Source organism: Arthrobacter sp. Ha26, assembly GCF_059091705.1.
The window spans coordinates 138349-157377 of the sequence record NZ_JBNHGX010000008.1 but is presented as its reverse complement, the minus strand read 5'-3'; the positions used below and the strand labels follow the sequence as shown (position 1 = coordinate 157377).

Genomic DNA, 19029 nt, shown 5'->3' with positions numbered 1-19029 from the left:
TTACTGGCCGATCGAGTCCAGGGACGCCGGAATGTTGTCCAGGTAACCCTTGATGTTGCGGGCGGTTTCCGCCACGGAGTCGCCGCCGAACTTTTCGGTCACGGCTTCTGCCAGGACCAGCGCCACCATGGCTTCGGCGACAACGCCTGCGGCCGGTACGGCACAGACGTCGGAGCGCTGGTGGTGGGCCTTCGCTGCCTCGCCAGTGCTGACATCGATGGTCTTCAGGGCTCGGGGCACCGTGGCGATGGGCTTCATCGCGGCGCGGACGCGCAGCACGTCACCGATGCTCATGCCGCCTTCGATGCCGCCGGCGCGGTTGCTGGTGCGGGTGATCCGGCCGTCGGCGTCCTTGACGATTTCGTCATGGGCGGCGGAGCCGCGGCGCGCGGCGGTGAGGAATCCGTCACCCACTTCCACGCCCTTGATCGCCTGGATGCCCATCAGGGCGGCGGCGAGCCTGCCGTCAAGCCGGCGGTCCCAGTGCACGTAGCTGCCCAGTCCCGGCGGCAGGCCGTAGGCGAGGACTTCAACCACGCCGCCCAGGGTTTCGCCTTCCTTGTGGGCGGCGTCCACCTCGGCCACCATCGCATCGGACGTTTCCCGGTCGAAGCAGCGCAGCGGATCAGCGTCAAGGGCCAGCACATCGGCGGGCACCGGCAGCGGGCGCCCTTCCGGGACCGTCACACTGGCGATGGACACGGTGTGGCTGACCAGTTCGATCCCGAGGTGCTTAAGGAACTGCGCGGCAACGGTGCCCAGGGCAACGCGGGTGGCGGTTTCACGGGCACTGGCACGTTCCAGGACGGGACGGGCCTCGTCGAAACCGTATTTCTGCATCCCGGTGAAGTCGGCGTGGCCGGGGCGGGGGCGGGTCAGGGGGGCGTTGCGGGCCTGGTCCGCGAGCAGTTCCGCGTCGACGGGGTCGGAAGCCATGATCTGCTCCCACTTGGGCCATTCGGTGTTGCCCACCTGGATGGCTACGGGGCCGCCCTGCGTGATGCCGTGGCGCACGCCGCCCAGGATGGTTACGGCGTCCTGTTCGAACTTCATGCGGGCGCCGCGTCCGTAGCCGAGGCGCCGGCGGGCCAGTGAATCGGCGATGTGCCCGCTGGTGATCTCCACACCGGCGGGGACGCCTTCAATAATTCCCATCAGAGCCGGACCATGGGATTCACCGGCAGTCAACCAACGCAACATATTTTCCATCCTGCCACGTATGGCGGTTACAACGCCCGTCGGGGAAGGCCGACTGCGTCACACATCACATCTATGACGGATGCGTTAACTTCCTCTTCCAGCCGGCTGAACAGACGCACCTGTTCCACGGCCTGGTACAACAACATTTCAAGGCCTGGTACCACGGCACCGCCGCCCGATTTCCAGACCGATGCCATCAGGCTGGGCCAGGGGTCGTAGGCGACGTCGAGCAAAACGCCGGACGTCGGGGTCTTCAGGGCGGCGATTTCGGCCGCCAGCCCGTCCGCAGCCCGGGGCGGCAGGGTGGAGATCACGACGTCGGCAGCGGCCGTGGGTGCCGCGGCCTCCGTCATGGGCCGCACGTCCAGCGTGAAGCCAAGGCCTTCCGCTGCGGAGCGGACGTCGGCGGTGCGGGCAGGATCCCGGACGAAGATGCGGGCCGAGCCTGCCCCGAGTTCCTTCAGGGCCGCGACGGCGGCCGCCGCAGTTCCGCCCCCGCCGAGGACAACCGGCGCCGACGGCGTCCGGGCGCCTGCATGGCGGACAGCGTTCACGATTCCAGCCACGTCCGTATTGGACCCGACTGTCCGGAAGCCGCTTCCGTCCTGCTCGAAGGACACAGTGTTCACCACGCCCAACGTCCGGGCCACACCGCGGACCTCGTCCACTTCACCCACCATGGCCGTTTTCAGGGGCATGGTGACGGACAGTCCGCGCCAGCCCGGCTGGTCCCGGACCTGGCGCATCAACGAGGGCAAGAGCTCCTCGGTGACGTCGATGGCAGTGTAGCTGATACCGATGCCCAGCCTGCTGTACGCGGCGTGATGCAGCGCGGGTGATTTGGAGTGGCTGATCGGGTGGCCCAGGACGGCTGCCCTGAGGCTCATGTGCAGCGGCCCACGTTTGCGGTACACCAGGCGTTGTACTGCTCAACGTAGCCGTTGTGTTCAGCCAGGGTGCGGGAGAACTTGGTCTCCTTGGTGTCGAGGTTGATGGTCACCCAGTAAAGGTAATCGTTGGACTTCGGCTTGGCAGCAGCGTCAATGGCCGTCTTGCCCGGGGAACCGATGGGGCCGGGAGGCAGGCCCGGGTTCGCATAGGTGTTGTAGGGGTTCGACTTGTCCTGGCGCTGTTCGTCCGTGAAGTTAAAGCTCCGGGTGCCCAGGCCATAGGTCACGGCCGAGTCCACCTGCAGGAACCCGCCGGTCTGGTCATTGGGCTTGAGCCGGTTGTAGATGGCACCGGCCACATCACCGTAATCCGCCTGGCCGCCCTCGGCCTGGACAATGCTGGCGACGATAACTGCCTGGTACTGCTTGGCCGGGTCGGTGATCCCCTGTGAGACAAGCTCATCCACCGTTGTTTTCACCAGCGACTGAAGGATGTCCTTCGCGGAGGTGCCGAGCGGGTAGCGGTGCTCCCCCGGGGCCAGGAAGCCTTCCAGGTTCTTGGCGTTCGCGGGCAGTCCGAACTGTGCGGGCTGGTCGCTGAGGGCTTTGAGGTCCTGGATGGAGATACCGGATCCTTCGGAGATGGCCTGCAGCGACTCGCCAATGCGCAGCCCGGCACTGAGGGCAAAGTAGATGACCTTGGTTTTGTCCTTGCCGAGCAGGACGTTCACGGCGTCGCTGTTTTTCATCTCGGACTTGAACGTGTAATCGCCGGGGGCCAGAGTCCCGCCGGATGCCGCAAAGGCCTGCAGGAAGGTATCGGCGTTCGCCACCACCCTTTGGTTTTCCAGCGTGCTGGCCACGGACCGCGTGCCTTCGCCGTTCTCGACCGTCACCGTCACCTCGCCCGTTCCCGGGCCCGGGAAGTCGCTGGGCTTGTCATCGCCCAGCAGGGGCTTGAGGAACTGCGCGCCCACCGCCACTGCGGTGATGAAAACGGCAAGGGTCAGGAACAGCGCCAGCAGCCGGCGCCGGCGGCGGACCTTCTTGGACGGCTTGGCCACTACGGCCGCAGCCGCAGGGCCCGGCAGGAACACATGTGAATCTTCGTGGTGCCCGTCGCGATGCTCATCGCCATAGTGCGCATCGTCGTAATGCCCCTGGTCGTAGTGCCCCTCATCAGGGAGGGTCCCGTTATGGTGCACGCCGTCGTGGTAGTCGTGCCCCTCCGCATAGTGGACGTCGCCGTCGTAATGCACGTCCGCGGTGTGATGGTGCTGGTGGCCGGCGAGGGCCGGTTCATAGTGCGCATGGACGTCCTCATGGATGTCCTCGTGCTGGACCACGTGGTGTATTTCCGTGGCAGGCGCAGCATCAGGCTGCTGTACATCGTGGATGGATGGCGGCGCCTCCGGAGCAGCCGGAACGGGCTGCTCTTCCCGAACCGTAGGAGCAGGATGCGCGGCTACCGTGGGCGGCTCAACCGGCACGGGCGGCACGTCATCTCCCGTTTCGTACGCCTGCTCGGGTACGGCGCCCTGGAGCCCGGTGTCAGAGGTCTTTTGGCGCGCCCGGAGTTCCTTGCGGGTCAGCGGCCGCGCGGCCCCGGCGTCCAACGGGCCGGATGCGTCGTCAATATTGGCAGGGCTCACTGTTGCCTTCCATTATCTGAAGATCGGTCCGGGACCTGCGGGGCGGCGCGGACAGACTCATCCACCCCGTTGGTCCCCGGGTCCACGGAAGGGGAGGGCGCGGTGACGCGTCGGCCCACATCCGCTCCCCTGGCTTTCTGCATGTCGAGGGCGTGCTGAAGGATGCCTGCCGCCGCGACCTGATCAACTACTTTACGGTGATTCCGGCTGCTCATGCCAGCTTCATGCAGGTTCCGGTGGGCCGTGACGCTGCTCAGGCGCTCATCCACCAGGTTCACCGGCACCGCCAGGGCACGCGCTGCCAGCTCTGCTGCCAGCAGCCCGGCGTACTCCGTGGCCATCCTGGCGGAGGCATGCTCTTCGCCCTTCATGGTGCGGGGCAACCCAACGATGACCTGCACAGCGCCCAGTTCCTGCACCAGGTTGGCGATGACCCGGACATCGGAGTTTTTCTTGGGGTTCCGGTCCAGCGTCTTGTACGGCGTAGCCAGGATGGAGTCACGGTCGCAAATTGCCACACCCACCCGGACCGTGCCGACGTCGACCCCCAGTTTCACGCCCTGGGGGCTGCCGCCGGCCACTGTTGGATTGGTCATTGGTGCCTTATCGCCGCGCGATCGCGTCCACAACGGCTGCCAGGGCAGGGGCGACCTTCGAAGCGTCCGTTCCGCCGCCCTGGGCAACATCGTCCTTGCCGCCGCCGCCACCGCCGAGAATGCCAGCGGCGAGCCGGACCAGGGCTCCGGCCTTGACTCCGGCGTCGCGCGCGGCCTCGTTCGTGGCCACGAGAATCATGGGGCGGTCGTTGGCAACCCCGGCCACAGCAACGGCAGAGGCAGCTGAGCCCAGCCGGTTACGGAGGTCCAGCGCGAGCCCGCGCAGATCGTCGGCGCCGCTGACCTGGCCGGCGTCGTGTGCAATGACACTGACTCCCCCGGCATCCTTGGCGCTGTTGACCAGTTGGGCAGCGGAAGCTGCCAGCTGTTCCTTGCGGAGGCGGTCCAACTCCTTCTCCGTGGCCTTCAACTTGGCCAGGGTGGCGGCGATCCTGTCTGCCAGCTGACCGGACGGAACCTTCAGCATGTCCGTCAGTTCCGTCACAAGGGCCCGCTCGGCGGCGAGGTGGCGGAACGCATCCATGCCGACGAAGGCCTCCACGCGGCGGTTTCCGGAGCCAACGGACTGTTCACCCAGCAGCGAAAGGCTGCCGATCAGGGAAGTGTTGGAAACGTGTGTACCGCCGCAGAGCTCACGGGACCACGCGCCGTCGATCTCCACAACGCGGACTTCACTGCCGTAGTTCTCACCGAAGAGGGCCATGGCGCCCAGGGCCTTGGCCTCGGCCAGTCCCATCACCTTGGTTTCCACGGCGTAGTTGTTCCTGATTGCGAGGTTCGAGACTTCTTCGATTTCCGAACGGGTGGCGGTGCTCAGGCCCTCGCCCCACGCGAAGTCGAAGCGCAGGTAGCCGGCCTTGTTGAAGGACCCGCGCTGGGTGGCTTCCGGGCCGAGGATCTGGTGCAGCGCCGCGTGCACGATGTGCGTGCCCGTGTGTGCCTGCTCGGCGGCGTGGCGGCGTTCGCGGTCGACGGCGGCCCGGACCAGTGAGTCAGACCCGATCTCGCCTTCGCGGACAATCGCCTTGTGCACGCTCAGGCCCTTCAGTGGGCGCTGGACGTCGAGGACCTCGACGACGAAACCGTCGCCGGTGATCAGGCCGGTATCGGCGGCCTGGCCGCCTGCCTCGGCGTAGAACGGGGTCTCGGCGAGCACGAGTTCGATCTCGTCGCCCGTGGAGGCCTGCTGTACCGGCCGTCCTCCGGTGAGGATGCCGCGGACGCGGGATTCGCCGTCGAGCTCGGTGTAGCCGGTGAAGACCGTCTCGCCCTGGCCCAGCAGCTCCTGGAACACGCTGAGGTCGGCGTGGCCGCCCTTCTTGCCCTTGGCGTCTGCCTGGGCGCGCTGGCGCTGTTCCTGCATGAGGCTGCGGAAGGCCGCCTCATCCACCTTAAGCCCGGCTTCCTCAGCCATTTCCAGGGTGAGGTCGATCGGGAACCCATAGGTGTCGTGCAGGGTAAAGGCGTCGGCGCCGGACAGCGGCTTGTTGGCTGCCTTGGATTCCCTGACGGCATCCTCAAGGCGTGCAGTGCCGGAGGCGATGGTGCGCAGGAAGGCCTTCTCCTCGGCGTAGGCGATCCGGCTGACCCGGGCGAAGTCGGTGTCCACCACGGGGTAGACACCCTTCATGGCGTCCCGGGAGGCAGGCAGCAGGTCAGGCAGGCAGGCCTGCTCGACGCCGAGGAGCCGCATGGAACGCACGGCACGGCGGATGAGCCGGCGCAGGACATAGCCGCGGCCTTCGTTGGAGGGGGTGACGCCGTCGGAAATCAGCATCAGGGCCGAGCGGATGTGGTCGGCCACCACGCGCATGCGGACGTCATCGGTGTGGTGGGGATCGTCCGCGGTCTCGGCGGAGGTGTATTCCTTGCCCGAGAGCGCGGCAGCCTTGTCGATGACCGGACGGACCTGGTCCGTCTCGTACATGTTCTCGACGCCCTGCAGGATCATGGCCAGGCGCTCCATGCCCAGGCCGGTATCAATGTTGCGCTTGGGCAGCTCGCCCACTACATCGAAGTCCTCCTTCGAGCGGACGTTCTCGATCTGGTACTGCATGAACACGAGGTTCCAGATTTCGATGTACCGGGTCTCGTCCGCCAGCGGGCCTCCTTCCACGCCGTAAGCGGGGCCGCGGTCGTAGTAGATCTCGGAGCAGGGGCCGGCGGGGCCGGGCTGGCCGGTGTGCCAGTAGTTGTCCGACTTGCCCATCTTCTGGATGCGCTCGGCAGGGACACCGGTGTGCTTCAGCCACAGGTCCTTTGCTTCGTCGTCCTCTTCGTAGACGGTCACCCACAGCAGTTCCGGGGCAAGGCCGTAGCCGCCGTCGTCCACACTCTTGGTGAGCAGCTCCCAAGCGAACTTGATGGCGTCTTCCTTGAAGTAGTCGCCGAACGAGAAGTTGCCGCACATCTGGAAGAAGGTGCCGTGCCGCGCCGTTTTGCCAACTTCCTCAATGTCGCCGGTGCGGATGCATTTCTGCACGCTGGTGGCGCGGGAGTAGGGCGCTTCCTCGCGGGCGGTGAGGTAGGGAATGAACGGGACCATGCCGGCAACCGTGAACAGCAGCGAGGGGTCGCTGGAGACCAGCGATGCGGAGGGAACCGCGGTGTGGCCCTTGCTGACAAAAAAGTCCACCCAGCGCTTTGTGATCTCCTGCGACTTCATGAGCTGTTTACTTACCCTTCTTGGTCCACGCAGGTGCGCGGAAGTTCGTTCACTTGGCAGTGCCGTTGACACGGTTGCTGCCGGTTAGTTCTGACGTGCTGCGGCAGGGCCGCTGCCCGGGTGGTTGCCGGATCAGCGGCGGACCAGTTCTCCCGAATCCACCCCAAGGGCGGCACGCAGGTCGGTTTCCCGTTCGCGCATCCCGTCGCGGAGGGCATCAGCGAAGTCGTAGATTCCGTCGGTGAGCCGCCCCACCGCCCGGTTGAGGCCCTGCGGTCCCAGCGTGGACTGCATGCTGGCCTGCGCCTCGGTCACCTTGCGGAACGCGATGACACCAATGGCCACGCCAATTCCCATCCAGACAAGTCGTTTCATTTTAGGTTCTCCGGGGTTCAGCGGCTGCGGCGGCCGGCAGCGGGTTTCTTGCGGTTGGCCAGCGCGGTGCGGACGCCGTAGCTGAACGCTGCCACCTTGATCAGCGGCGAGCCGACGGTAGCGGCAACCAGGGAAGACAAAGCGGACAAGTTCGCCGAGGCGTCCGAGACGTTGGACGAGATGCCGTCCACCTTCTTCAGCTGCTGGTTGGTGGTGGACACAGTGGCCGTGACCTCGTCCATCAAGGGCGTGGCTCCATCGCTCAGTGACCTGATCGAGGTACGCACCTCATCCAGGACTTTGCCCAGCTTCAGGATGGGCACTGCCAGGAGCAGCACCAGGAGCGCAAACACTCCGGCAGCGATCAGGCCGGCAATATCGCCACCAGACATAGACGTTTCATCTCCTCGAAATTCTGTGGTTCATGCCATCGGCGGATGGTTGGTGCAGCGCACTTCCGCAGATGTCCCCCAAGTACCTTACATACAAAGAAGCCCGCGGCGCTTGCCACGGGCTTCTTTGGATACGCTGCTGGGATTTAGCGTGCGTAGAATTCGACGACGAGCTGCTCTTCGCAGGTCACCGGGATTTCGGAACGCTTGGGGCGGCGGACCAGGCGTGCCTGGAGGGCCTCCAGCTTGACGTCCAGGTAGCCCGGAACGGCAGGCAGGACGTCGCGGTGGGCGCCTGCTGCTGCAACCTGGAGCGGAACCATGGTTTCGCTGCGGCTGTGGACGTGGACCAGCTGGCCTTCGCCGACGCGGAAGGACGGGCGGTCAACGCGGATGCCGTCAACCAGGATGTGGCGGTGCACAACCAGCTGGCGGGCCTGGGCGATGGTGCGGGCGAAGCCGGCACGCAGGACCAGGGCGTCAAGGCGCATTTCGAGCAGTTCGATGAGGTTTTCACCGGTCAGGCCCTTGGTGCGGCGGGCCTCTTCGAAGGCACGGGTCATCTGTGCTTCGCGGATGCCGTACTGGGCGCGCAGACGCTGCTTTTCGCGCAGACGTACGGCGTAGTCGGAGTCCTGCTTCTTGCGGGCACGGCCATGCTCACCGGGGCCGTACGGGCGGCGCTCCATGTACTTGGCGGCCTTGGGGGTCAGAGCGATGCCGAGGGACCGCGAGAGGCGGGCCTGACGGCGAGCACGAGTGTTGTTAGCCACTTGTGTCCTTCCAATATCTGCGGTGTGTCAGTGTTACTGGCCTCCACGATGGAGAGCATCGGCCAACCGCTGCCTTTTGCTACTGGGCGCAGGCATAACCTTCTCAACGTAAAATTGGGGAGGTTGTGTGTCCGCGCCTTGCCAGACAAACATCCATCCTACCATGGCGGTCACTTGCCCCGGACAATCTTCCGCAGGCGCTCCAGCCGCACGGCGATGTCCCGTTCGGCGCCGTTGGCGGTGGGCTGGTAGTAGTCCTTCCCCACCAGGTCGTCCGGCGGGTACTGCTGGGTGACCACTCCGTGCGGAGCGTCGTGGGCGTATTTGTACCCCACCCCGTGACCCAATTGCTTCGAGCCCGGATAATGCGCGTCCCTCAGGTGCGCGGGAATGCCAATCCCCAGGCCAGCCCGGACATCGGCGACGGCCTTGTTGATGCCCATGTACGCCGCATTGGATTTCGGCGCCGTGGCCAGGTGCACCACCGCTTCGGCGAGAATGATCCGCCCTTCCGGCATGCCGATCAGCTGCACCGCCTGCGCTGCCGCCACCGCCGTCTGCAGGGCCGTGGGATCAGCCATCCCCACATCCTCGGCCGCCGAGATCACGATCCTGCGGGCCACGAAGCGCGGGTCCTCCCCCGCTTCGAGCATCCGGGCAAGATAGTGCAGCGCGGCGTCCACGTCCGAACCCCGGATGGACTTGATGAAGGCGCTGATGACGTCATAGTGCTGGTCACCGGCACGGTCGTACCGCACGGCGGCAACATCCAGCGCACGTTCGGTGTGCTTCAGGTCCACCCTGACAGGTCCGTCCGCGGCATCGTCCGCGTCACCGAAGGCCACGCCGGCGGCCGCCTCCAAGGCGGTCAGGGCACGCCGGGCATCACCGCCCGAGAGCCTCACCAGATGGTCGAGTGCTTCCTCGGTAAGCTGCACCTCCCCGTTCAGGCCGCGGGGATCTTCCACGGCGCGCTGCAGCAGTCCCTCGATATCCGCGTCTGTCAGCGGCCGGAGCGTCAGCAGCAGTGAGCGGGACAGCAGCGGTGAAACCACGGAAAATGAAGGGTTCTCCGTGGTGGCCGCAACCAGCACCACCCAGCGGTTTTCCACCCCCGGCAACAGGGCATCCTGCTGGGCTTTGTTAAAACGGTGGATCTCGTCCAGGAACAGCACGGTGGTGGTTTTGTACAGGTCACGGGCGGTGAGTGCCTCGTCCATGACGCGCCGCACATCCTTGACGCCGGCGGTGATCGCCGAGAGTTCCACGAACTTCCTGCCCGGTCCGCGCGCAATCACGTGCGCGAGGGTGGTTTTACCGGTTCCCGGCGGGCCCCAGAGGATCAGCGAAGTGGGTCCCGCCGGGCCGGAGGTATCCGCTCCGGCACCGGCAGCCAGCTGGCGCAAGGGTGAGCCCTGGCCGAGGAGATGCTGCTGCCCCACTACCTCGTCAAGGGTGCGGGGACGCATGCGGACGGCAAGCGGACCGCGCGGGGAGGCGCTGCCTCCTCCCCCGACGGTCCGGGCGGGGGCGGGCGTACCGTCGTCGTCATCATTGCCGGGCCCGTGCCCGAAGAGATCATCCACATAGATAGGCTACTTCCAGTTCACCCACGGGCTTCCGCACTGCAGCTGCCCCCATTCATGGAAGGATGCCGCATGTCCGCACGTACTGCCGCCGGGCAGCGCGGGCCCTCCGTCCGCACCACCTTTGTCCCGGGAAGCCGCCTTGCCGGCTGGGCGGAGAGGTTCGGGGCCGCGCATGGCGGCTTCCAGCTGAATGATGACGACGACGGGCTGCACCTTCTGGCGTCCGACGGCGCCGAAGCGATTCTCCAGGCTCCGTGGCCGGACGACGGCCGCCCGGGCCGCGGCAGGGACCAACTCGAAAGGCTTGCCTCCCTGGCGTCCCAGCCTCGCCGTCTTGGACTGTTGCTGGTGCGCCGCGGTGGATATGGCGTGGCGGTGGTGACCGAGGGGACACTCCTGGCGTCGAAGGTGGGCTCCACCTACGTGCAGTCCCGGACGGCCGCAGGCGGACAGTCGCAGCAGCGGTTCGCGCGGCGACGGTCAAACCAGGCGGACGGGCTGGTTGAAACAGTTGCGGAGCAGGCGCTGCGGGTTCTGGGCAGCGAAACCTTCGAATATGTGGTCCCCGGCGGTGACAGGACCCTCGCGGGCCTCGTCCTCCAGCACCCGTCCCTCAAGGACTACGCCGCCTTGACCCGGCTGGCCTACCTTGACGTACCGGATCCGAAGGCGGCAGTGCTGCGGAAAGCGGCCGCCGATGCCTGCTCGGTGCGGATCCAGGTCACGGATCCTGCATCACACGCTGGCTGAAGCGCGCTTAGCAGCCCGTCAGCGCCCGCCGGGGCCGCTGCTGGCGGTAAAGGTAACGTCCGGACTCGCTAAAGCCCGCCTGCCTGTACAACTGCTGCGCAGCCTGGTTCGCGGCGGTCACCAGCAACCAAAAGTGATGGAGCCCGCGTGCATTACCTCCGGACAGAAGCGCGTGCAGCACCATGGAAGCGTACCCGCGCCGGCGGTGGGACGGAGACGCGGCCATGCAGTACATCCCGCCCGTACCATCCACCATGGCGAGGCGCCCGACGGCGGCGGGCCGGCCGTCGTCGTCCCTCACGAGGGCGTACAGCGACGGACAGCCGGCCAGAATGGCGCGCGCGGTCTCCAGCTCGGCCGCGCCGCCCCGGCCGTCCACGCTCCACCACAGGGCCAGCCATTCGTCGTCGGGCTGGTCACTAATCTCCACGGGAGCTGCGGATGCTGAAGGCCTGCGTTCTGCAGAGGCGTGCCGGGCCATAATGAGGGTCTCCGACTGGCGCGTGAAGCCTTGCCGGTCGAGGACGTCATCCAGCGCGGCATTGGCCGGCGTGTCCGTGACTTGGAAGATCAGGGGAAGACGCCGTTCCCGGTACCACTGCGTCGCCTCCCGCAGCGCATCCATGGGCGCTGTGGCAGTGTTCCGCGGCCAGACGGAGTTGGCGCGTTGGGTCACGCCGGCCGCAGCGCGGAGGACCCACTCCCCTGTGTCATGGCGCTCCACCGAAGGCCACGCCGCATCCAGCAGGGGCTCGAAGGCGGAGATCTGCTGATCGGAAAACTCGTATGCCACGGGGTACTCCCTGAGTAAAGCCTGAAGGCCCTCCTTCACGGGAGAGCCTTCAGGTCATTCGGGTTGAAGCTTTTACTTGCCGTCGGCCGGTTTGGCTTCCGGCTTGAAGTCAACGCCTGCTTCCTTGCGCTGCTGCGGCGTGATCGGGGCCGGGGCAGCCGTCAGCGGGTCGTAGCCGTTGCCGGTCTTGGGGAAGGCGATGACGTCGCGGATCGAGTCCACGCCGGACAGGAGCGCCACCACGCGGTCCCAGCCGAAGGCGATGCCGCCGTGCGGGGGTGCGCCGTACTTGAAGCCCTCCAGCAGGAAGCCGAACTTTTCCTGAGCGTCCTCGTGCGAAAGGCCCATCACTTCGAACACCCGTTCCTGGATGTCGCTTTGGTGGATACGGATGGAGCCGCCGCCGATTTCGTTGCCGTTGCAGACGATGTCGTAGGCGTAGGCCAGCGCTGACTCCGGGTCCGTGTCGAAGCTGTCCATGAACTCCGGCTTGGGTGAGGTGAAGGCGTGGTGGACGGCGGTCCACTGACCGGCGCCTACGGCCACATCGCCCGAGGCAACGGCCGCTGCTGCAGGCTCGAACATCGGTGCGTCGACAACCCAGCAGAAGGCCCAGTCGTTGGGGTCGATCAGGCCGGTTCGGTGGCCGATCTCCACGCGTGCCGCACCCAGCAAAGCGCGGGCGGAGGACTTCTCGCCGGCGGCGAAGAAGATGCAGTCGCCGGGCTTGGCGCCTACGGCGTCTGCCAGTCCCGCACGCTCGGTGTCCGTCAGGTTCTTGGCGACGGGTCCCGCCAGCTCGCCGTCTTCCTTGAAGAGGACATAGGCCAGGCCCTTGTGGCCGCGCTGCTTGGCGAATTCCTGCCAACCGTCCAGGGTGCGGCGCGGCTGCGAAGCACCGCCCGGCATCACCACGGCGCCTACGTAGGGCGCCTTGAAGACACCGAAGTTGGTGTCCTTGAAGAATTCGGTCAGTTCGGTAAGCTCCACGCCGAAGCGGAGGTCCGGCTTGTCCGAACCGAAGCGCGCCATGGCGTCGTGGTAGGTGATCCGCTGGATCGGCGTCGGAATGTCGACGTCGATGAGCTTCCACAGTGCCTTGACGATGTTCTCGCCCAGGGCAATGATGTCGTCCTGCTCCACAAAACTGGCCTCGATGTCGAGCTGGGTGAACTCGGGCTGCCGGTCGGCACGGAAGTCCTCGTCGCGGTAGCAGCGCGCAATCTGGTAGTACTTTTCGAAGCCGCCCACCTGCAGGAGTTGCTTGAACAGCTGGGGCGACTGCGGGAGGGCGTACCAGGAGCCCGGAGCCAGGCGTGCGGGCACCACGAAGTCGCGGGCGCCTTCGGGCGTGGACCTGGTGAGGGTGGGGGTTTCCACCTCAACGAAACCGTCCTGGTGCAGCAGCTCACGGGCCACCCGGTTGGCTTCGGAGCGCAGCCGCAGGTTGCGGGCGGGGCCAGGGCGGCGCAGGTCCAGGTAGCGGTGCTTCAGGCGTGCTTCCTCGCCCACTTCAACGTGCTCGTCGATCTGGAACGGGAGCGGATCGGAGGTGTTGAGGATGACCACCTTCTCGGCCATCACCTCAATCTCGCCGGTGGCCAGGGCAGGATTTTCGTTGCCCTCGGGCCGCTTGGACACCGTGCCAATGATCTGCAGGACATACTCGTTGCGCAGGCCGTGGAACACTTCTTCCTCGCGGACCACAACCTGGGCCACGCCGGAAGCATCGCGCAGGTCAACGAAGGCCACACCACCATGATCACGACGGCGGCCCACCCAGCCAGCGAGGGTTACGGTCTGTCCAATGTGCTCGGAACGAAGGGATCCGAGGTCATGTGTGCGCAGCACAGCACGCCTTTCTGCGGGGTAACAACGGGAAGATAACAGCGAAGATAAATAGGATCGATCCGGGATCAATCCCGTTCGAGTTTACCCGCTACCCAAGGACAGTCACCGCATGAGCCCACACCAGCAGCTGCAGCGCAGGCTTGGCACCTTCGACGCCGCCACCATCGGCCTCGGGTCCATGCTGGGCGCGGGCGTCTTCGTGGTTTTCGCGCCGGCCGCCGCTCTGGCCGGAAACCTGCTGGTGGCCTCTGTGGTCCTTGCAGGAGCTGTGGCGTATTGCAACGCGGTGGCATCTGCGGCCCTTGCAGCAAAATATCCCACCAGCGGGGGCACCTATATCTACGGCAGGGAACAGCTGGGTGAATGGCCGGGCTTCCTCGCCGGCTGGGGGTTCGTGACGGGAAAAACGGCCTCCTGCGCCGCGATGGCGCTGACGTTCGGCAGCTATGCCGCCGCGGGTTATGCGGTGCCCGTGGCAGTAGCTGCCGTGGTGGTGCTGACCGTGGTGAACCTGCTCGGAATCACCCGTACCGCCCTGCTGACCAGGATCCTTTTGTGCGTTGTGCTGGCCACCTTGGTATTCGTTGCCGTGGCCGCGCTTGTGGGCCCGCACCCTTCCGCTGCCGACACAGGTTCACAGGGCGGGCCAGGAGGCGTGCTGCCAGCGGCCGGGCTGCTGTTTTTCGCGTTCGCCGGCTACGCCCGCATCGCCACCTTGGGTGAAGAAGTGAAGAACCCTACCCGCTCCATCCCCCGGGCAATCCTCGCTGCGCTTGCTTCGGCGTTTGCAATCTACCTGGCGCTGGCGTTGCTGCTCCTCAACCACCTTCCTGGTGGACAGCTTGCGGCCACGCAGACTCCACTGCTGGAGGCCGTGCTGCAGTCACAGTTCGCGGCGGCCGCGCCGGCGGTGCAGGCAGGCGCGGCAGCGGCGTGCCTGGGTGCGCTCCTCGCCCTGATCACCGGCGTGGGCCGCACCACCCTGGCGATGGCGCGGGAGCGCGACCTTCCCCGCCCACTGGCCAGGATCGGGGGCAAGCACACTGTGCCTTACGTTGCGGAACTGGCGGTGGCCGCCGTCGTCATCCTGCTCCTGCTGACCACCGATGTGATGACCGTTGTGGGCTTTTCCAGCTTCGGGGTGCTGCTGTACTACGCCGTGGCGAACGCCTCTGCTTATAAGTTGCAGGTGCACCCGGGGTACGCACCCAAGTGGATGAACGTCGCGGGCTTCCTGGGCTGCCTGCTGCTGGCCTTCACTCTTCCGGCTGCGTCGGTGCTGACCATGTCGGCTGTCCTGGCTGCAGGGGTAGCGGGCCGCTGGCTGGTGTTGCGCTTCCGCCAATAACTGAGCCGTGATTTGGCTGGGCAGCCCTTAGACTGCGGAGGCCACCTGGGCTGTCGAGGCTACCTGCACGGCCAGATCCTCGGACGGCGGGGTCCAGGTTTCGGGGAACGCCACTACCTGGTCGCCGGTGCGGATGTCTTTGACCTGATGCGTGCCGTCATCGTCGGTGAACCAGACGAAGGGGATGCCGCGGCGGTCAGCGAACTTGATCTGTTTGCCGAACTTGTCCGCCTTGGCCGCAACTTCCGTGGGAATCCCGCGGCTGCGGAGCAGGGCGGCGACGTCCTGTGCCGCACTCCAACTCTCGTCATGCGTGAGGGCAACAAGTACAGCGGTGGGAACGGAACGCGAAGCCTTGGCCAGGTCCTGGCTGAGGATGCGGGAAACGAGCCGTGTGACGCCGATGGAAAGGCCCACACCGGGGAACTTCCGGTTGCCCTTGGACGCCAGTGCGTCGTAGCGGCCGCCGGAGCAGATGGAGCCGAGTTGCTCGTGGCCCACCAGGACGGTCTCCACCACAGTGCCGGTGTAGTAGTCCAGGCCGCGGGCGATACTGAGATCGGCGAGCACCTTGCCGGGGGCACGCTGGACAGCGGCTTCGATGACCTGTTCCAACTCGCTCAGGCCTTCGTCGAGAAGCTCGTGGCTGACGCCCAGCGCACGCACCTGTTCAACGAACGACGTGTCCTCCGTACGGATTCCAGCGAGCTCCAGGGCCTTCTGAGCCTGCTCGTCGGTTGCTCCCAGTTCGTCTTTCAACAGCCCGGCGACCTTCGCGGGACCGATCTTTTCAAGTTTGTCGATGCTGCGCAGCACACCGGCGGTATCGTCGAGCCCGATCCCGCGGTAGAAGCCCTCAGCGAGTTTGCGGTTGTTGACGCGGAGGCGGAAGTCAGGGATGGGGAGGGCGCTGAGCGCCTCCGCGATGACGAGGGCAATTTCGACGTCGTAGCGGAAGGGCAGTTCCCCGTCCCCCACCACATCGATGTCCGCCTGGGTGAACTCGCGGGCACGGCCCTCCTGTGGACGCTCGCCGCGCCAGACCTTCTGGATCTGGTAGCGGCGGAACGGGAAGGCGAGGTAGCCGGCGTTCTCCACCACGTAACGGGCAAACGGAACCGTCAGGTCGAAGTGGAGGGCAAGCGCGTGTGGATCGGCTTTGCCGCCCTTCACCGGGTTCTCGCTTTCGTCCTCCTGGAGGCGGCTGAGACCGTACACTTCCTTGTCGATGTCGCCCTTGCGCAGCAGTTGGCCTACGGTTTCGACCGCCCGCGTCTCGATGGACGCGAACCCGTGCAGCTCGAACACCCGGCGCAGCGTGTCCAGCACGTGCAGCTCCACCAACCGCTCCTCGGGAAGCCACTCGGGGAATCCTGACAGGGAGGCGGTGCGTGCCATGGTGGATTTTCTCCTTTTGATAAGGGTGCCTGTGACTTACCCGCAGCCCGAAACGGGCGTTCAACGGCGGCAGTCCAGCCAGTCATGCATAAACTATGTGCGGCAGTCAGTTTATGCGTCATCCGCCTGCATCTCTAATGCAGCGGAGCGGCAGGGCTCGGCCGTCAGACACCTGCGGCCGGGGCCCCGCGCCACGCACCGCAGCAGCCCGACAATAAGGAGGACCCTTGGCGGCCAGTTCACGCAGCGCCCGCGAAACGAAGCGGCGGATCCAGCAGATGGAAGCCAAGCGCGAGCTGCGGCGGGACCAGGAGAAACGGCGCAGGCGCGACAACCTGATAGCCGCCGGTGCCGGAGGTGCCGCGGTGGTGCTCGCCGTCGTCCTCCAGTTCACCGCCTTCGCAGGAAATCCCACTGAGGACGAGTTCGCTGCCCTCGAAGCCGGCCTGTCCAGCCCCTCCGCATCTGCAAGCCCATCAGGCCAGCCGACAAACGGCGCCAACATCCCTGCTGCCGATACTGCCGCCGGCAAGACCTTCTCCGGCGACTTGGTCCTGAACGGCAGCCCGGTTGCAGTGGAGCTGGACGGGACAAAAGCGCCGCAGGCAACCGCCGTTTTCAAGTCCCTTAGCGACGAGGGCTACTTCAATGCCAAGACCTGCCACCGCCTGACGACTGGTGAGATGTTCGGCCTGCTCCAGTGCGGCGCGTCCGGCCCTGACGGGCAGGGCGATCCAAGCTATACGTGGGGGCCCCTCGAGAACACCCCTGCCGACAACACGTATCCTGCCGGCACTATCGCGGTGGCCCGGACGGGAGACAACGCGTTCGGAAACGGAAAACAGTTCTTCATTGTGTACAAGGACACTGTCATCCCTTCAGACAGCGCCGGTGGCTACACGGTGGTGGGAAGGGTGACATCCGGCCTCGATGTGGTGACGAATATTGCTGCAGCCGGGATCACTCCGGGCAGTAGCGACACAGACGGCGCACCTGTGGAACCAGTCACGATAGACTCGTTTTCTCTGAAGTAGGAAGCCCGGCCCCGGAGGCTGCGGTGCAGGACCTGAGTATTTCCCTCCAAGCGAAAGACTTTTAGCGGTGACAGACAGTCAGAAATCCGACGAACAAGCAACAGACCTGACCGAAACGGCGGCACCAGCCGCCGAGGAAGTATCAGTTGCAGCCAGCACCCCGGCAGCGGAAGCGCCCGTGGAGAACGTCCCCGAAGGCGCTGCCAACGAGAGCACGGAGCAGGAAAGCCCGGCGCAGGAGAACGCAGTGCAGGAAACCCCTGCCCAGGACTCAGAGGCCCCGCAGGCCAGTGCTCCGGCAAGCGGCACTCCGGCACCGGCGCCCCGTCCCGCTCCGTCCCCCGCAGCCTTCGCTTCCCGCCCTAAGCCGGCCGCTGCACCCGCCGCCGCATCGGTCCCCGCAGCGCCCGCAACGTCGCTGGCCGAAGCATCAAAGTGGGGCCGCGTTGAGGGCGACGGACACGTCTTTTTGACCATCGACGGCGCAGAGCACCCAGTCGGCCAGTACCCGGGCGTCAGTGACGACGAGGCCTTGGCGTACTTCGCCCGGAAGTATGACGACATTGTGGCCCAGATTGTGCTGCTCGAGCAGCGGGTCAGCTCCAAGGCTCCCAGCACGGATATGCAAAAGACCGTCACGCACCTGCGCGAACAGCTCGCCGAACGCAACATGGTGGGAGACCTTCGGTCCGCCGAGGCGCGCCTCGATAAGTTGTCAGAGCAAATCACGGAACTTGAAAAGGCGGAGAAGGCGGACCATGACGCCATCCGCGCATCCGAACTCGCTGCCCGCGAGGCGATCGTGGCGGAAGCCGAGCAGATCTCCGGCCAGGATCCCGCCCAGACGCAATGGAAAACCTCCAGCGCCCGGATGAACGAGCTTTTCGAGAGCTGGAAGACCGCCCAGAAGAGCGGAGTCCGACTGGGCAGGAGCAACGAAGACTCCCTGTGGAAGCGGTTCCGTGCCGCCCGCACTGTTTTCGACCGCCACCGCCGCGCCTACTTCTCCCAGCTGGACAGCAACAACTCCGCTGCGAAATCCGCCAAGGAAAAGCTGATCGCTGAAGCAGAAGCCCTGTCCACCTCCACCGACTGGGGTTTCGCCGCCGCCGAGTACCGCCGCCTGATGGACCAGTGGAAGGCCTCCCCGCGCGCCAGCCGCAAGGACGATGACGCACTCTGGGCCCGGTTCCGCGCCGCCCAGGATGCCTTCTTCACGGCACGTCAGGCAGCAAATGATGAGATCGACCAGGAGTACGCGTCGAACCTCACTGTCAAGGAAGCCCTCCTGACCGAGGCCAACGCTATTCTCCCGGTGAAGGACCTGGCAGCTGCCAAAAAGGCCCTGCAGTCCATCCGGGACCGCTGGGAAGAGGCAGGCAAGGTTCCACGCGCGGACATGGGCCGCGTCGAGGCCGGTCTGCGCAAGGTGGAAGACGCCGTCCGCCATGCTGAGGAAGAGCAGTGGCAGCGGTCCAACCCTGAGCGGAAGGCCCGCACCAACAGCGCCCTTTCGCAGCTGGAATCGGCCATCGCCGGTCTCCAGGACGACCTGGCCAAAGCCGAGAAGACCGGCGACCAGCGCAGGATCAAGGCAGCCCAGGAAGCCCTGGAAGCGCGGCAGGCGTGGCTGGACCAGATCCAGCGCTCGGCCAGCGAACTGTCCTAGGATTTCTGCCGCGAGTTTTCCGTGCAGGCCCGG

Annotated in this window: 16 protein-coding genes; 4 read left to right on the top strand and 12 right to left on the bottom strand. The window is 65.9% G+C overall.

What is annotated here, in order from left to right; all coding sequences use genetic code 11:
• The 9 genes from aroC to AC5RVY_RS17545 all read right to left on the bottom strand — a co-directional run bounded on the left by aroC (position 1) and on the right by AC5RVY_RS17545 (position 10150).
• Positions 1-1200 carry a chorismate synthase gene (gene aroC, locus AC5RVY_RS17585; RefSeq protein ID WP_493955979.1) on the bottom strand — a complete coding sequence of 400 codons (1200 nt, stop codon included), beginning with the start codon at positions 1198-1200 and terminating at the stop codon, positions 1-3.
• A 26-nt stretch (positions 1201-1226) separates the two neighbouring features.
• Positions 1227-2087, bottom strand: coding sequence for a shikimate dehydrogenase (locus AC5RVY_RS17580; RefSeq protein ID WP_493955978.1), 861 nt, complete (start codon positions 2085-2087; stop codon positions 1227-1229).
• Positions 2084-3742, bottom strand: coding sequence for an endolytic transglycosylase MltG (gene mltG, locus AC5RVY_RS17575; protein WP_493955977.1), 1659 nt, complete (start codon positions 3740-3742; stop codon positions 2084-2086). The genes AC5RVY_RS17580 and mltG overlap by 4 nt, the downstream gene beginning before the upstream one ends.
• Positions 3739-4338: a Holliday junction resolvase RuvX gene (gene ruvX / locus AC5RVY_RS17570; RefSeq protein WP_493955976.1), complete on the bottom strand. Its 600-nt coding sequence runs from the start codon at positions 4336-4338 to the stop codon at positions 3739-3741. The genes mltG and ruvX overlap by 4 nt, the downstream gene beginning before the upstream one ends.
• 7 nt (positions 4339-4345) lie before the next feature.
• The gene (alaS, locus tag AC5RVY_RS17565) at positions 4346-7024 is read right to left on the bottom strand and encodes an alanine--tRNA ligase (protein ID WP_493955975.1); all 2679 of its coding nucleotides are present in this window, start codon (positions 7022-7024) and stop codon (positions 4346-4348) included.
• A gap of 132 nt (positions 7025-7156) precedes the next feature.
• On the bottom strand, positions 7157-7399 hold the full coding sequence (locus AC5RVY_RS17560; RefSeq protein ID WP_493955974.1) for a hypothetical protein: 243 nt from the start codon (positions 7397-7399) through the stop codon (positions 7157-7159).
• A gap of 17 nt (positions 7400-7416) precedes the next feature.
• A complete protein-coding gene (locus AC5RVY_RS17555) occupies positions 7417-7791 on the bottom strand; it encodes a DUF948 domain-containing protein (RefSeq protein WP_050054932.1) in 375 nt (124 codons plus the stop codon).
• Positions 7792-7937: 146 nt separating this feature from the next.
• The gene (rpsD, locus tag AC5RVY_RS17550) at positions 7938-8564 is read right to left on the bottom strand and encodes a 30S ribosomal protein S4 (RefSeq protein WP_493955973.1); all 627 of its coding nucleotides are present in this window, start codon (positions 8562-8564) and stop codon (positions 7938-7940) included.
• Positions 8565-8734: 170 nt separating this feature from the next.
• On the bottom strand, positions 8735-10150 hold the full coding sequence (locus tag AC5RVY_RS17545; protein WP_493955972.1) for a replication-associated recombination protein A: 1416 nt from the start codon (positions 10148-10150) through the stop codon (positions 8735-8737).
• Positions 10151-10222: 72 nt separating this feature from the next.
• On the opposite strand from AC5RVY_RS17545, the gene AC5RVY_RS17540 reads away from it, so the two are divergent.
• Positions 10223-10903 carry an acVLRF1 family peptidyl-tRNA hydrolase gene (locus AC5RVY_RS17540; RefSeq protein WP_493955971.1) on the top strand — a complete coding sequence of 227 codons (681 nt, stop codon included), beginning with the start codon at positions 10223-10225 and terminating at the stop codon, positions 10901-10903.
• Between the two features lie 7 nt (positions 10904-10910).
• Here the strand turns inward: AC5RVY_RS17540 and AC5RVY_RS17535 are convergent, their stop codons facing one another.
• Positions 10911-11696: a GNAT family N-acetyltransferase gene (locus tag AC5RVY_RS17535; protein ID WP_493955970.1), complete on the bottom strand. Its 786-nt coding sequence runs from the start codon at positions 11694-11696 to the stop codon at positions 10911-10913.
• 72 nt (positions 11697-11768) lie between these two features.
• Positions 11769-13547 carry an aspartate--tRNA ligase gene (gene aspS / locus AC5RVY_RS17530; protein WP_493955969.1) on the bottom strand — a complete coding sequence of 593 codons (1779 nt, stop codon included), beginning with the start codon at positions 13545-13547 and terminating at the stop codon, positions 11769-11771.
• Between the two features lie 109 nt (positions 13548-13656).
• Here aspS and AC5RVY_RS17525 point away from each other — a divergent pair, with 109 nt between their 5' ends.
• Positions 13657-14895, top strand: coding sequence for an APC family permease (locus AC5RVY_RS17525; protein ID WP_493955968.1), 1239 nt, complete (start codon positions 13657-13659; stop codon positions 14893-14895).
• Positions 14896-14922: 27 nt separating this feature from the next.
• Here AC5RVY_RS17525 and hisS read toward each other — a convergent pair whose 3' ends face one another.
• Complete coding sequence (gene hisS / locus AC5RVY_RS17520) at positions 14923-16293, bottom strand: histidine--tRNA ligase (protein WP_493955967.1); 1371 nt, start codon at positions 16291-16293, stop codon at positions 14923-14925.
• 227 nt (positions 16294-16520) lie between these two features.
• Here hisS and AC5RVY_RS17515 point away from each other — a divergent pair, with 227 nt between their 5' ends.
• Together AC5RVY_RS17515 and AC5RVY_RS17510 are read left to right on the top strand one after the other, a co-directional pair.
• The gene (locus AC5RVY_RS17515) at positions 16521-17327 is read left to right on the top strand and encodes a peptidylprolyl isomerase (RefSeq protein ID WP_493955966.1); all 807 of its coding nucleotides are present in this window, start codon (positions 16521-16523) and stop codon (positions 17325-17327) included.
• A gap of 67 nt (positions 17328-17394) precedes the next feature.
• The gene (locus AC5RVY_RS17510; RefSeq protein WP_493955965.1) at positions 17395-18996 is read left to right on the top strand and encodes a DUF349 domain-containing protein; all 1602 of its coding nucleotides are present in this window, start codon (positions 17395-17397) and stop codon (positions 18994-18996) included.
• The last annotated feature ends 33 nt before the right edge of the window (positions 18997-19029 follow it).

Bases quoted from the DNA above. Each gene is read 5' to 3' on its own strand.
- AC5RVY_RS17540 (WP_493955971.1), top strand. From the start codon at position 10,223: ATGTCCGCACGTACTGCCGCCGGGCAGCGCGGGCCCTCCGTCCGCACC.
- alaS (WP_493955975.1), bottom strand. From the start codon at position 7,024: ATGAAGTCGCAGGAGATCACAAAGCGCTGGGTGGACTTTTTTGTCAGC.
- AC5RVY_RS17560 (WP_493955974.1), bottom strand. From the start codon at position 7,399: ATGAAACGACTTGTCTGGATGGGAATTGGCGTGGCCATTGGTGTCATC.
- ruvX (WP_493955976.1), bottom strand. From the start codon at position 4,338: ATGACCAATCCAACAGTGGCCGGCGGCAGCCCCCAGGGCGTGAAACTG.
- AC5RVY_RS17580 (WP_493955978.1), bottom strand. From the start codon at position 2,087: ATGAGCCTCAGGGCAGCCGTCCTGGGCCACCCGATCAGCCACTCCAAA.
- AC5RVY_RS17555 (WP_050054932.1), bottom strand. From the start codon at position 7,791: ATGTCTGGTGGCGATATTGCCGGCCTGATCGCTGCCGGAGTGTTTGCG.
- hisS (WP_493955967.1), bottom strand. From the start codon at position 16,293: ATGGCACGCACCGCCTCCCTGTCAGGATTCCCCGAGTGGCTTCCCGAG.
- aroC (WP_493955979.1), bottom strand. From the start codon at position 1,200: ATGTTGCGTTGGTTGACTGCCGGTGAATCCCATGGTCCGGCTCTGATG.
- AC5RVY_RS17525 (WP_493955968.1), top strand. From the start codon at position 13,657: ATGAGCCCACACCAGCAGCTGCAGCGCAGGCTTGGCACCTTCGACGCC.